Here is an 11,920-nt window from a genome sequence, read left to right as displayed (position 1 = left end):
TTCCCAATTCCCCAAGCATTGCCCACCGGTTCAAGGAGTTTCCCATGCCCGTTTACACCCCCCCACTTCGCGACATGCAGTTTGTCTTGCACGAGTTGCTCAACGTGAGCGCCGAACTCAAAGCCTTGCCCAAACACGCCGAGACCGATGCCGACATCATCAACGCGGTGCTGGAAGAAGGGGGCAAGTTTGCCGCCGAGGTGGTCTTTCCCCTGAATATTTCAGGTGACACTCAAGGCTGCCAACTCAACCGCGACACACACGAAGTCAAAGCGCCCGATGGCTTCAAAGAAGCCTATGCGCAATATGTGGCCGGTGGCTGGCCCTCGCTGAGCTGCGACCCAGCGTTTGGCGGGCAAGGCTTGCCGTTTGTGGTCAACCAGTGTTTTTATGAGATGCTCAATTCGTCCAACCAAGCTTGGACCATGTACCCCGGCTTGAGTCACGGTGCTTATGAGTGCTTGCACGCGCACGGCACGCCTGAGCAAAAAGCCCTGTACCTGCCCAAGATGACCAGCGGCGAGTGGACCGGCACCATGTGCCTGACCGAGCCGCATTGCGGCACCGACTTGGGGCTCTTGCGCACCAAGGCCGAGCCTCAGGCCGACGGCAGTTACAAGCTCAGTGGCCAAAAGATTTTCATCAGCGCAGGTGAGCACGATCTGGCCCCCAACATCGTGCACTTGGTGTTGGCCCGTTTGCCCGATGCGCCTGTCGGCAGCAAAGGCATCAGCCTCTTCATCGTACCCAAATTCAACGTGGCGGCCGACGGCAGTATGGGCGAGCGCAACGGCATTTACTGCGGTGGCCTGGAGCACAAGATGGGCATCCACGGCAACGCCACTTGCCAAATGGTGTTGGACGAAGCCGTGGGCACCCTGGTGGGCCCGCCCAACAAAGGCCTGGCCGCCATGTTCGTCATGATGAACGCGGCCCGCCTGGGCGTGGGCAACCAGTCGCTGGGCCTGACCGAAGTGGCCTACCAAAATGCTTTGGTCTATGCCAAAGACCGCGTTCAAATGCGCTCGCTCACGGGCGTCAAGGCACCCGGTAAACCGGCCGACCCGATCATCGTGCACCCGGATGTGCGCCGCATGCTGATGACCGCGAAGGCCTACGCCGAGGGCGGCCGCGCCCTCGCTTGCTACTGCGCCTTGCTGCTCGACAAAGAGCTCCATCACCCCGACGAGGCCGTGCGGGCCGAGGCTGCCGAAGTCGTGGCCTTGCTCACGCCCATCGTCAAAGCCTTCACCACCGACAACGCCTGGGAGGCGACATCGGCCTGCCAGCAAGTTTTTGGCGGCCACGGCTACATCAAGGAGTGGGGCATGGAGCAGTTCGTGCGCGACTCCCGCATCAACATGATTTATGAAGGCACCAACACCATCCAATCGCTGGATTTGCTGGGCCGCAAGGTGCTGGGCAACCAGGGTGCCACCCTCAAGAAGTTCGGCAAACTGGTCGAGCAACTGGTCAAGGCCGAAATGGCCAATGAAGCCATGGGTGAGTTCATCAAGCCCTTGGCCGATTTGGGCCAAAAGCTCACGCAGCTGACCGGTGAAGTCGGCATGAAAGCCATGAGCAACGCCGACGAAGTGGGTGCTGCGGCGGTGGACTACCTGCGCGTGGTGGGGCACTTGGTGCTCGGTTACTTTTGGGCCCGTTCGGCGCAAATTGCGCTGGTCAAACTGGCTGAGGCGGAAGAAGAGGCGCAACGCCCCGATCCGTTCTACCAAGCCAAGCTGCAAACCGCGCGTTTTTACTTCACCCGCCTGATGCCCGAAACCTCCAGCTTGATGCGCCGCATCAGGGCCGGCAGCGATGTGCTGATGGACACCGACGCCGCATTGGCTTGACCTCACCCCTGCAACCGAATCAGGAGGACTCCCCCATGATCAAAACCATTTTGACCCTGAGCGCTGGCCTGCTGAGTCTGGCTGCCCACGCCCAAATGAGCCCGGTGGGCCTGTGGCGCAGCATCGACGATGAGAGTAAGCAGCCCAAAGCAGAGATCCGCATCACCCAAACGGCCAGTGCGGGTCTCTCCGGCGTGGTGGAGCGCGCACTGCAAAACAACCCCAACACCGACCCGAATTGCAATTTGTGCACTGACGACCGCAAAGACAAGCCCAAAATCGGCATGGAAATCATCCGAGGCGGTCAACAAGGTGACGGCAAAGCGGTGTGGGAGGGTGGGAAAATTCTTGATCCCGAGAACGGCAAAAACTACAGCCTGCGGCTGACCCCCATCGACGGCGGCAAAAAGCTGGAAGTTCGCGGCTACATCGGTGCCCCCATGTTGGGGCGTACCCAAACTTGGATTCGGGTGCAGTAAGCCCTCTCGCCCCGTACGACACACCACAAGGAACACCATGTCTGACATCCTGACACACATTGACGCGGGGGTGATGACCATCACTTTCAACCGCCTGGACAAGAAAAACTCCATCAACTCGACCATGTACGCGGCCATGGCCGATGCGGTGGCGCAGGCCGGGGCTGACCCCAGCGTGCGTGTGGTGGTGTTTCAGGGGCACGAAAGCATCTTCAGTGCAGGCAATGACATTGGTGACTTTCTGAGCCAGCCGCCCAGCACGCAAGAGTCGCCCGTGTTCCGTTTCTTGCGTGGCATCGCCACCTTCGAAAAGCCGCTGCTCGCCGCCGTGGCAGGGCCTGCGGTGGGCATCGGCACCACCATGCTGTTCCATTGCGACCTGGTCTACGCCGGCGACAACGCGGCGTTCTCCATGCCTTTTGTCAACCTGGGCTTGTGCCCCGAGGCTGCTTCGAGCTTGTTGGCCCCCAAAATGTTTGGTTACCACCGCGCCGCAGAGGCCTTGCTCATGGGCGAGCCCTTTTTTGCCGAAGCCGCGCAAGAAGTTGGCCTGGTCAACCGCGTTGTGCCACCCACCGAAGTCAACGGCTATGCCCAAGCACAGGCCCGCAAATTGGCCGCGAAACCCTTGTCATCACTCATCGCCACCAAGCGCTTGATGAAAGGCGACCAGCAGGCCGTGCTGCAAAAAATGGACGAAGAAGGCCAAAGCTTTGGCCGCATGCTGCGCGAACCCGCCGCCAAGGAAGCCTTTGGTGCTTTCATGGAAAAGCGCAAGCCCGATTTTTCCAAGCTTTGAAGCTTGCCCCGTAGGAGCGGTCCTATGACCGCGATCAGTTCCATCGCGGTCATAGACCGCTCCTGCAGCGGGTGGCAGGGCCTTTTTGTGGTCCCAGACGGCGATAGGGAACCTGCCCAGACGCCGATCACCCCGGCTGCGCGGCCATCGATAAAATCACTTGATGCCCCATTGCCCAAACACCCCCGTCGTTCTGGAACCCGAGTACATCGAAGGCTTTCGCCAGATCTACGAAGAAAAAATCGTTTTCAACCAAACTCTGGGCCTGAAACTGGTCAAGGTGTCACCCGAAGGGGTGGAGGCCCGCATCGACATGCGGCCTGAGCTGGTCGGGCACTTCGCCTACAACCGAATCCACGGCGGCGTCATCAGCGCGGTGCTGGACGCCATTGGCAGCGCAGCCGTGATGGCGGCGCAGGCTGCCAAACACATGGACGAGCCGCCCGCCGAGCGCCTGGAGCGCTTTGCCAAGCTGGGCACCATCGACTTGCGGGTGGACTATCTGCGCCCCGGCATCGGTGCGCACTTCACCATCACGGCCCATGCCCTGCGCGTGGGTTCGCGTGTAGGCTCGTCCCGCATGGAGTTTTGCGGACCCGATGGGACCTTGATGTCCACCGGTGCTGCGGCTTACATTGTGTCCTGAGTGCCGCAGCGATTCACTCGGCCGGCACGGGCCTGGGCTTGCCTTGGTCGTCCACCGCCACATAGGTCAGGTTCGCTTCGGTGACCTTGATGTACTGGCCTTGCAATTGAAATCGTTCGGCAAAGACCTCCACCTTGACGGTGACCGAGGTGCGACCCACCCGGACGATGCGTGAGAAAAAGGACAGGATGTCGCCCACTTTGACGGCTTGTTTGAAGATGAACTCGTTCACCGCCACGGTGACCATGCGTCCTCGCACACGCCGGGCGGGCAACACAGCACCGGCCAAGTCGACCTGCGCCATGACCCAGCCGCCAAAAATGTCGCCGCTGGCATTGCAGTCGGCGGGCATGGGGATGACCTTGAGGACCAGCTCTTGGTCAGTGGGCAAAGACACAGTGTTGGGGCGTTGGGTTTCAGACATGGGCACAATCGGTGGTTATCGTTGAATTGGATTGTCCTTTATGCGCCACCACGGCGAAACCGCTGCCCCTGCTTCTCCCCATGCCTCGGGCGCCAAGCCCGGCGCTGCGACTCAAACGCCGCCTGGCAACGACTGGAAAACCCTCTCTCGCCTCTTGCCCTACCTGTGGCAATACAAATGGCGCGTGGTGATTGCCCTGAGCCTCATGGTGTGTGCCAAGCTGGCCAACGTCAGTGTGCCCCTGCTGCTCAAGGAGTTGGTCGATGCCATGAACCTCAAGCCCGGCGACGCGCAAGCGGTGTTGGTCGTGCCGGTGGCGCTGCTGGTGGCTTATGGCGCTTTGCGTTTGCTGACCTCGGCCTTCACCGAGTTGCGCGAATTGGTGTTTGCCAAAGCCACCCAAGGCGCTTCGCGCAGCATCGCCCTGGAAACCTTCGAGCACTTGCACGCTTTAAGTCTGCGCTTTCATTTGGCGCGACAGACCGGGGGCATGACGCGCGACATTGAGCGCGGCGTGCGCGGCATCGAGTCGCTGATTTCGTATTCGCTCTACAGCGTCATCCCTACGCTGATCGAGGTGGGTCTGGTGCTGACCATTTTGGCCGTCAAGTTCGACGCTTGGTTTGCAGGCATCACGTTGACAGCCTTGGTGTTTTATATTTTCTTCACCGTGCGCGTGACCGAATGGCGCACCCAATTCCGCAAGCAGGCCAACGAGTTCGATTCGGCTGCCCACACGCGGGCGGTTGACTCGCTCTTGAACTACGAAACCGTCAAATACTTTGGCAATGAGCGATTCGAGGCGGGCCGCTATGACGAAAGCCTGGAGCGCCTGCGCTTGTCGCGCCTGAAGGCCCAAACCTCTTTGTCCTTGCTCAACACCGGGCAGCAACTCATCATTGCAGCGGCTTTGGTGGCCATGCTGTGGCGCGCCACCGAAGGCGTGGTGGCCGGGCGCATGACCTTGGGCGATTTGGTCATGATCAACGCCTTCATGATTCAGCTTTACATCCCGCTCAACTTTTTGGGTGTGCTGTACCGCGAGATCAAGCAGAGCTTGACCGATCTGGAAAAGATGTTTGTGCTGATGGACCGTGAGCGCGAAGTGGCCGATGCACCCGGTGCGCCTGCGCTGGCTTGGCAAGGCGCGCCCGATGTGGTGTTTGACCGCGTGTCGTTTGCTTACGAGAGCGACCGCCCCATCCTGAAAGACATCAGCTTCACGATTCCTGCTGGCAAAACCGTGGCGGTGGTCGGACCTTCGGGCTCGGGCAAGTCCACGCTGGCGCGCCTGATGTTCCGTTTTTATGATGTGCAGCAAGGCTTCATCCGCATTGCAGGGCAAGACATTCGGCAGGTCACCCAAAACAGCGTGCGCCAAGCCTTGGGTATCGTGCCGCAAGACACGGTGCTGTTCAACGACAGCGTGGCCTACAACATTGCTTATGGCCGCCCCGGTGCCAGCCAGGATGAGATTGAGGGTGCGGCACGTTCGGCCCGCATCCACGATTTCATCGCTTCCACGCCCAAGGGCTACCAAACTTCTGTGGGTGAACGCGGGCTGAAATTGTCAGGCGGCGAAAAGCAGCGCGTGGCGATTGCGCGCACCTTGCTCAAGGACCCGCCAATTCTGGTGTTCGACGAAGCCACCTCGGCACTCGATTCGGCCAACGAACGCGCCATCCAGGCTGAGCTGGCCAATGTGGCGCAAAACAAAACCACGCTGGTGATTGCACACCGCCTGTCCACGGTGGTGGATGCGCACGAAATTTTGGTGATGGAGGCTGGGCAAATCATTGAGCGCGGCAACCATGCCGAGCTGCTGGCCCAGCAAGGTCGCTACGCCAGCATGTGGGCGATGCAGCAGTCGAGCGAGTGAACCCAGGTTGTCCTGTAGGTCGGGCCTTCAGGTCCGATAAGCATCGTTTTGCGCAGCGACCATGGCGGACTTGATGTGCGGGTTTTAGCGCGAGTTTCAGCGCTCGTCGAAACTGATCACCACGCGCTTGCTGGTGGGTCTCGCTTGGCAGGACAGGATGAAACCTTGTTCAACTTCGGGCTTTTCAAGCGTGAAGTTCTTTTCCATCTCGGTGGTGCCTTCCATGACTTTGCAGCGGCAGGTGCAGCACACGCCGGCTTTGCAGGAGTAGGGCAGGTCCAGACCCAGCGACAAAGCGATGTCCAGAATCTTTTCGTTGCGGTTCATGGGCATGTTGTAGGGCTTGCCGTCCAGCACCACCGTGAGTTGCACTTCGCCTTTGGCGCGCTCAGCGGGTTGGCCCAGCACCGCTTGAGCGCGGGCTGCGGGCGACAGCGCATCGAGTGTGGGCGAGCTGAAGCGTTCTGTGTGAATGCGGTCGGCTTTCACGCCTGCGCTCAGCAGCGCTTGCTCGGTGGTTTCGATCATGGCTTCTGGTCCGCACACGAACACCTCGTCCATGCTGGCCACGGGCAAGAAGGCGTCGATGATGGCCTGCACTTTGGCCGCATCGATGCGGCCTTCGAGCAGCGGCACTTCTTGCGCCTGGCGTGAGAGGACATGGATCAGCGTCAGGCGTGAGGGGTAGCGGTCTTTCAGGTCTTGCAGCGCTTCGTTGTACATCACGCTGTCCATGCGGCGGTTGCCATAAACCAAGGTGAATTTGCTGTCGGGCTGTTCTTCCAGCGTGCTCGACAAAATGGACAAGATGGGCGTGATGCCCGAGCCTGCGGCAAAGCCCACCCGGTGGATGGCGCGGGCGCGCTGCACCACAAAGCGGCCATCGGGTGGCATCACGCGCAAGGTATCGCCAGCTTGGAGTTGGCTGGCGGCCCAGTTGGAGAACAAGCCCCCTTGCACCGGGCGAATGCCCACTTCGAGCACACCATGCTGGTGCAGTTGGCTGCGTGCCGAGCTGATGGAGTAGCTGCGGCGCACGTCAGCGCCGCCGATGTCGGCACGCAAGGTCAGAAACTGGCCCGGCTGGAAGTCGAAGCTGCTGCGCAGATCGGTGGGGACGCTCAGCGTGATGGCCACGGCGCCTGCCGCTTCCGGGTTGATGCGTGCGATCGGGAGTTCATGGAATCGAGGTGCGGACATGGCTTGAGGCTCTGAAGCTGGGTGGCTTGCGGCCGCTCAGTAAGGTTTGAAGTAATCGAAGGGTTCCATGCAGGCCAGGCACCGGTAAAGGGCCTTGCAGGCGGTGGAGCCGAAATGGGAAGTTTCGGTGGTGTTGGCCGAGCCGCACTGCGGGCAATTCACCACTTCGGGCTTGGCCCCGCGGGCTGCAAAATGCACCACGTTGGCCGCCCCTGTGGCGCCGCTGGCGCAGGCATGTGGCGGGGCGATGCCATAAGCGCGCAGCTTGTCCTTGGCCGCTTCAGTCATCCAGTCGGTGGTCCAGGCCGGGGCCAGCTGCGTGACGACACGCCCTTGCAGGCCGTGCGCTTGCAGCAGGGCTTTCACGTCGTCCTCGATCTGGCCCATCGCCGGGCAGCCGCTGTAGGTGGGCGTGATGACCACTTCCAGTCCCGTGCCCCCCGCACGCACGTCGCGCAAGATGCCCAGCTCACGCAAAGTGACCACCGGAATTTCCGGGTCGGTCAGGCTGTCGAGCAGGGTCCAGGCGTGGGCCACATCGGCGGTGGTGGGCTGAGAAAAGAGGGGGGGCATGTTTGGGCTTACCAAGTCGCTTGCGGGTGAGCGCGCGCCAGGCTTTGCATTTCGGCTAACACGAAACCCAGGTGCTCGGAGTGGAGGCCTTGTTTGCCTGTGGGCACAAAGCCGCCATCGGCTGGGCGCTGCAGGGTGGCCTCTTGCAGGGCCTCGTTCACGATTTGGTTCCAGTCGTTTCGCAAAGCGGCCAGGTCGATGCCTGTGCCGTTGGCCAGTGCGGCGGCTTCATGCAGGCTGTTGGCCCAAAATTCCTGGGTGTAGGGCAGCAGCTGATCGAGGGCCGCTTGTGCTCTGGCGTGGGATTCGCCGGTGCCGTCGCCCAGACGCACCAGCCAGTCGCGCGAATGGCGCAGGTGGTAGCGCACTTCTTTGAGCGACTTGGCGGCAATCGCGGCCAACTGCGCATCTTTGGAGTTTTGCAGCTGGTCCCACACCAGCACCATCAGGCTGCTGTAGAGGAAATTGCGTGCCATGGTCATGGCGAAATCGCGGTCGCCCTGAGCTGTGGCCGACATCAACGGCGTGTGCGGCAATTCGCACATGGTGTAGTTGCGGAAATCGGGCACTTCGCGAAAATAAGCCAGCGTGTCTTCGGTGGCACCGCCGCCTTGCAGCGTGGCCGCGTGCTGGTAGAGCATGCGGGCCTGGCCGATCAAGTCGAGGCTGTTGTTGGACAGCGCGATGTCTTCTTCGAGGATGGGGCCGTGCCCACACCATTCGGCGTTGCGCTGACCGAGGATCAGGGCGTTGTCGGCCAAGTGCAGCAGGTAGTCGACTGGCGCGTTAGGCGTTGAGTGTTGGGTGTTGAGCGTGTTCATATTGGACGAGTCGCGTGCTTGACGCTCAACGCTGATCGCTGAACGCCGAACGTTTTCACATGTGGCCGACTTCGTCGGGGATTTGATAAAAGGTCGGGTGGCGGTACACCTTGTCGCTGGCCGGGTCGAAGAACTCAGGCTTGTCGTTGGGCTCGCTGGCCGAGATGTTGGCGGAGGGCACGACCCAGATGCTCACGCCCTCTTGGCGGCGGGTGTAGACATCGCGCGCCATTTGCAGGGCGTGCTCGGAGTCCGATGCGTGCAGGCTGCCGCAGTGCTTGTGCTCCAGGCCTTGCTTGGAGCGGACAAAAACTTCCCACAGGGGCCATTCTTTCAATGCGGCGGTGTTGGCAGTGGTGTTCATGCGGCTTCCTTTAATTGGCGTGCTTGTTGTTTCTTGGCATGGGCCAGAGCCGCTTCTCGCACCCAGGCGCCGTCATTCCAAGCCTTGACGCGGGCGCCCAGGCGTTCTTTGTTGCAAGGCCCGTTGCCATTCACCGTGGCCCAAAACTCGTCCCAGTCGATCTGGCCGTAGTCGTGTTGACCACGTGCCTCGTTCCATTTCAGGTCCGGGTCGGGCAGGGTCACGCCCAGCACCTTGGCTTGTGGCACGGTGGCGTCGACAAATTTTTGGCGCAGGTCGTCGTTGCTGATGCGCTTGATGCCCCAGCGCATGCCTTGCGCGCTGTTGGGGCTGTCGGCGTCAGGCGGGCCAAACATGGCCAGGCACTTCCACCACCAGCGGTTGACGGCGTCTTGCACCATGGCTTTTTGCTCGGCCGTGCCTTGCATCATCACCAACAGGGCTTCGTAGCCTTGGCGCTGGTGGAAACTTTCTTCTTTGCAAACGCGCACCATGGCCCGGGCGTAAGGGCCGTAAGAGCAGCGGCACAGGGGCACCTGGTTCATGATGGCCGCGCCATCGACCAGCCAGCCGACCACGCCCACATCGGCCCAGTTGAGGGTGGGGTAGTTGAAGATGGAGCTGTATTTGGCTTTGCCGCTGTGCAGGCCGTCCAGCATCTGGTCGCGGCTGGTGCCCAGGGTCTCGGCGGCGCTGTACAGGTACAGGCCATGGCCGGCTTCGTCTTGCACTTTCGCGATCAAAATTGTTTTGCGCTTCAGGCTCGGGGCGCGGCTGATCCAGTTGGCTTCAGGCAGCATGCCAACAATTTCGCTGTGGGCGTGCTGGCTGATTTGGCGCACCAAGGTTTTGCGGTAGGCCTCGGGCATCCATTCGCGGGGCTCAATGCGGCCGTCGGCGTCGATGCGGGCGTCAAAGGCTGCTTGCAGGGCGGTGTTTTGTGCGCTCAAGGCTGTGGGGACGGCTTTCAGACCGACCGACTTGGCGTCGTCGGAACCGTCCGGGACGCTGAATGATTGCGTGTACATGGGCTTCTCCTGCGCCAAACAGGATGGAATGATCGCGGCGCAGGTGCCAGTATACCCATTAACCGACCGTGCGGTCGGTTAACTTGCTGTGGTGGGTGTTTTGCGTTGTGGGTTGAGCGTTGAGCGGAAGAGACATCAGTGCTGAACAAGCTTACGTTGCTCAAAGCCCAACGCCAAACGCTCGTTTCAGAACACCCCTCAAGACGATTCAACCGCCCAGTTTTTGCCCGATCCGCGAGCCAGAGCCGGTCCCACCATGTCCAGAGCCTTGCGGATCTGGTCTTTCAGTGTGAAGGGCGGGTTGATGACGAACATGCCGCTGGCCACCAGGCCGCCTTCGTCGCCCGGACCTCGCCCAATCGCCAGTGTGGCGTTGAGCCAAGGCTTTTGGGACTGGTTGGCCAAGGTGCGCAAGCGTTTGGGTAAGTCGTGCGCTTCGGGGCGCGGGATGATCGGGTACCAGACCAGATACGTGCCGGTTGAAAAGCGCTTGAGGTATTCCTGAATGACGCTGGCGACCTTGCTGTAATCCGATTTGATTTCGTAGCTGGGGTCGATCAGCACCATGGCCCGTTTAGAGCCTGTGGCCGAAGGCGGGGGCGGCAGGATTTTTTTGAGCGCCTCAAAGCCGTCTTCGCGGCTGACGGTGATGGTGCGGCCGGCTTCGAGCTGTGCGATGTTGGCGATCAGCGCTTTGCTGTCGGTGGGGTGCAACTCAAAAAGCCGCAAGCGGTCGCGCGAGGCGTGGCGCATCAGTTTGTGCATCAAAAACGGCGAACCAGGGTAAATTTTGGCTTGCCCGTTGGGGTTAAAGCTGGCAATTTGTTCCAGGTAATCCTGCACGGGGTCAGGCAGGACTTCGAGCTTCTCGGCAGCAGCCAAAAGCTTGAACAAACCGTCTTCAGCCTCAGCCCCTTTTTGGGAGTAATCGCCGTCCAGGCGGTACAGGCCGGCCCCGGCATGGGTGTCAATCAGGGTGATGCCGGCCTCTTTTTGCATGAGGTGGCGCATGGTGGCGAGCAAGGTGATGTGTTTGAGCACATCGGCATGGTTGCCCGCGTGAAAAGCGTGTCGGTAACTGAACATGTCTTGATGGTAACCAATTACACGCGCAAGTCCTTGATTTTTCGTATAATAGAAGGCTTCGCAGCGATCCAGTGGTCCCGCGGCGAAGACGCCAACCGCCGCAAGGCCCAAGCAAATTCCCACCTAAGAGGCTCCCAAAAGAGGAGCACCGACCGTGGAAAAGGACCCGCCAAACCTTTCTTTTAAAGAGAAAACTCATGACAACAACTTTCAGCGCCAAACCCGCTGAGGTCGTGCACGAGTGGTTTGTGATTGACGCGACCGACAAGGTCCTCGGAAGAGTAGCCAGCGAAGTTGCTCTCCGTTTGCGCGGCAAACACAAGGCCATTTACACGCCTCACGTCGACACCGGTGACTTCATAGTCATCATCAATGCTGCCCAGCTCAAGGTGACGGGCACCAAGACGACCGACAAGATTTATTACCGCCATTCCGGCTACCCAGGGGGCATCACTGCCACCAACTTCCGCGACATGCAAGCCAAACACCCTGGCCGCGCACTCGAGAAGGCTGTCAAAGGCATGCTGCCCAAGGGCCCACTCGGTTACGCCATGATCAAGAAACTCAAGGTGTATGGTGGCGCAGAGCACCCACACACCGCCCAACAGCCCAAAGTGCTGGACATCTAAGGAGCCTTGAGATGATTGGTGAATGGAACAATGGCACAGGCCGTCGCAAATCCAGCGTCGCCCGCGTGTTTCTGAAAAAAGGCACTGGCAAGATCACGGTCAATGGCAAGGACATCCAAGCCTACTTCGGCCGCGA

Annotated in this window: 14 protein-coding genes; 7 read left to right on the top strand and 7 right to left on the bottom strand. The window is 60.5% G+C overall.

Annotation, left to right across the window (positions count from 1 at the left end):
• Nucleotides 1-44: 44 nt before the first annotated feature.
• The 4 genes from Q0O99_RS03090 to Q0O99_RS03075 all read left to right on the top strand — a co-directional run bounded on the left by Q0O99_RS03090 (nt 45) and on the right by Q0O99_RS03075 (nt 3,780).
• The gene (locus Q0O99_RS03090) at nt 45-1,856 is read left to right on the top strand and encodes an acyl-CoA dehydrogenase C-terminal domain-containing protein (RefSeq protein WP_293748445.1); all 1,812 of its coding nucleotides are present in this window, start codon (nt 45-47) and stop codon (nt 1,854-1,856) included.
• Nucleotides 1,857-1,891: 35 nt separating this feature from the next.
• Nucleotides 1,892-2,335, top strand: a complete 444-nt coding sequence (locus tag Q0O99_RS03085; RefSeq protein ID WP_293748443.1) for a DUF2147 domain-containing protein — start codon at nt 1,892-1,894, stop codon at nt 2,333-2,335.
• Between the two features lie 37 nt (nt 2,336-2,372).
• Complete coding sequence (locus Q0O99_RS03080; protein WP_293748441.1) at nt 2,373-3,134, top strand: enoyl-CoA hydratase; 762 nt, start codon at nt 2,373-2,375, stop codon at nt 3,132-3,134.
• Between the two features lie 163 nt (nt 3,135-3,297).
• Entirely contained in the window at nt 3,298-3,780 is a 483-nt protein-coding gene (locus tag Q0O99_RS03075) for a thioesterase family protein (RefSeq protein WP_293748439.1), read from the top strand.
• Between the two features lie 13 nt (nt 3,781-3,793).
• Here Q0O99_RS03075 and Q0O99_RS03070 read toward each other — a convergent pair whose 3' ends face one another.
• Nucleotides 3,794-4,204 (bottom strand): acyl-CoA thioesterase, encoded by a 411-nt coding sequence (locus Q0O99_RS03070; protein ID WP_108354246.1) that lies wholly within the window; start codon nt 4,202-4,204, stop codon nt 3,794-3,796.
• A gap of 40 nt (nt 4,205-4,244) precedes the next feature.
• Between Q0O99_RS03070 and Q0O99_RS03065 the strand changes: the two genes are divergently transcribed.
• Nucleotides 4,245-6,083 (top strand): ABC transporter ATP-binding protein/permease, encoded by a 1,839-nt coding sequence (locus Q0O99_RS03065; RefSeq protein WP_293748435.1) that lies wholly within the window; start codon nt 4,245-4,247, stop codon nt 6,081-6,083.
• A gap of 96 nt (nt 6,084-6,179) precedes the next feature.
• Here Q0O99_RS03065 and Q0O99_RS03060 read toward each other — a convergent pair whose 3' ends face one another.
• The 6 genes from Q0O99_RS03060 to Q0O99_RS03035 all read right to left on the bottom strand — a co-directional run bounded on the left by Q0O99_RS03060 (nt 6,180) and on the right by Q0O99_RS03035 (nt 11,155).
• The gene (locus Q0O99_RS03060) at nt 6,180-7,283 is read right to left on the bottom strand and encodes a 2Fe-2S iron-sulfur cluster-binding protein (protein WP_293748433.1); all 1,104 of its coding nucleotides are present in this window, start codon (nt 7,281-7,283) and stop codon (nt 6,180-6,182) included.
• Nucleotides 7,284-7,319: 36 nt separating this feature from the next.
• Entirely contained in the window at nt 7,320-7,856 is a 537-nt protein-coding gene (gene paaD / locus Q0O99_RS03055; RefSeq protein WP_293748431.1) for a 1,2-phenylacetyl-CoA epoxidase subunit PaaD, read from the bottom strand.
• A gap of 8 nt (nt 7,857-7,864) precedes the next feature.
• Nucleotides 7,865-8,677 (bottom strand): 1,2-phenylacetyl-CoA epoxidase subunit PaaC, encoded by an 813-nt coding sequence (paaC, locus tag Q0O99_RS03050; RefSeq protein ID WP_293748429.1) that lies wholly within the window; start codon nt 8,675-8,677, stop codon nt 7,865-7,867.
• 55 nt (nt 8,678-8,732) lie between these two features.
• A complete protein-coding gene (paaB, locus tag Q0O99_RS03045; protein ID WP_293748427.1) occupies nt 8,733-9,041 on the bottom strand; it encodes a 1,2-phenylacetyl-CoA epoxidase subunit PaaB in 309 nt (102 codons plus the stop codon).
• Nucleotides 9,038-10,069 (bottom strand): 1,2-phenylacetyl-CoA epoxidase subunit PaaA, encoded by a 1,032-nt coding sequence (gene paaA, locus Q0O99_RS03040; protein WP_293748425.1) that lies wholly within the window; start codon nt 10,067-10,069, stop codon nt 9,038-9,040. The genes paaB and paaA overlap by 4 nt, the downstream gene beginning before the upstream one ends.
• Before the next feature lie 198 nt (nt 10,070-10,267).
• On the bottom strand, nt 10,268-11,155 hold the full coding sequence (locus Q0O99_RS03035) for a 23S rRNA (adenine(2030)-N(6))-methyltransferase RlmJ (protein WP_293748424.1): 888 nt from the start codon (nt 11,153-11,155) through the stop codon (nt 10,268-10,270).
• Nucleotides 11,156-11,352: 197 nt separating this feature from the next.
• Here Q0O99_RS03035 and rplM point away from each other — a divergent pair, with 197 nt between their 5' ends.
• The gene (rplM, locus tag Q0O99_RS03030; protein ID WP_293748422.1) at nt 11,353-11,784 is read left to right on the top strand and encodes a 50S ribosomal protein L13; all 432 of its coding nucleotides are present in this window, start codon (nt 11,353-11,355) and stop codon (nt 11,782-11,784) included.
• 11 nt (nt 11,785-11,795) lie between these two features.
• Nucleotides 11,796-11,920, top strand: a 125-nt coding sequence (gene rpsI, locus Q0O99_RS03025) for a 30S ribosomal protein S9 (protein WP_293748670.1), incomplete at its 3' end; no start/stop codon positions are given.

Source organism: Limnohabitans sp. Rim8 (genome assembly GCF_945901735.1).
Classification (GTDB): Bacteria; Pseudomonadota; Gammaproteobacteria; order Burkholderiales; family Burkholderiaceae_C; genus Limnohabitans_A.
The sequence above is the reverse complement of the archived record's forward strand: the minus strand, read 5'-3'. Positions and strand labels throughout refer to the sequence as shown.

Bases quoted from the DNA above. Each gene is read 5' to 3' on its own strand.
- Q0O99_RS03090 (WP_293748445.1), top strand. From the start codon at position 45: ATGCCCGTTTACACCCCCCCACTTCGCGACATGCAGTTTGTCTTGCAC.
- Q0O99_RS03085 (WP_293748443.1), top strand. From the start codon at position 1,892: ATGATCAAAACCATTTTGACCCTGAGCGCTGGCCTGCTGAGTCTGGCT.
- Q0O99_RS03080 (WP_293748441.1), top strand. From the start codon at position 2,373: ATGTCTGACATCCTGACACACATTGACGCGGGGGTGATGACCATCACT.
- Q0O99_RS03075 (WP_293748439.1), top strand. From the start codon at position 3,298: ATGCCCCATTGCCCAAACACCCCCGTCGTTCTGGAACCCGAGTACATC.
- Q0O99_RS03070 (WP_108354246.1), bottom strand. From the start codon at position 4,204: ATGTCTGAAACCCAACGCCCCAACACTGTGTCTTTGCCCACTGACCAA.
- Q0O99_RS03065 (WP_293748435.1), top strand. From the start codon at position 4,245: ATGCGCCACCACGGCGAAACCGCTGCCCCTGCTTCTCCCCATGCCTCG.
- Q0O99_RS03060 (WP_293748433.1), bottom strand. From the start codon at position 7,283: ATGTCCGCACCTCGATTCCATGAACTCCCGATCGCACGCATCAACCCG.
- paaD (WP_293748431.1), bottom strand. From the start codon at position 7,856: ATGCCCCCCCTCTTTTCTCAGCCCACCACCGCCGATGTGGCCCACGCC.
- paaC (WP_293748429.1), bottom strand. From the start codon at position 8,677: ATGAACACGCTCAACACCCAACACTCAACGCCTAACGCGCCAGTCGAC.
- paaB (WP_293748427.1), bottom strand. From the start codon at position 9,041: ATGAACACCACTGCCAACACCGCCGCATTGAAAGAATGGCCCCTGTGG.
- paaA (WP_293748425.1), bottom strand. From the start codon at position 10,069: ATGTACACGCAATCATTCAGCGTCCCGGACGGTTCCGACGACGCCAAG.
- Q0O99_RS03035 (WP_293748424.1), bottom strand. From the start codon at position 11,155: ATGTTCAGTTACCGACACGCTTTTCACGCGGGCAACCATGCCGATGTG.
- rplM (WP_293748422.1), top strand. From the start codon at position 11,353: ATGACAACAACTTTCAGCGCCAAACCCGCTGAGGTCGTGCACGAGTGG.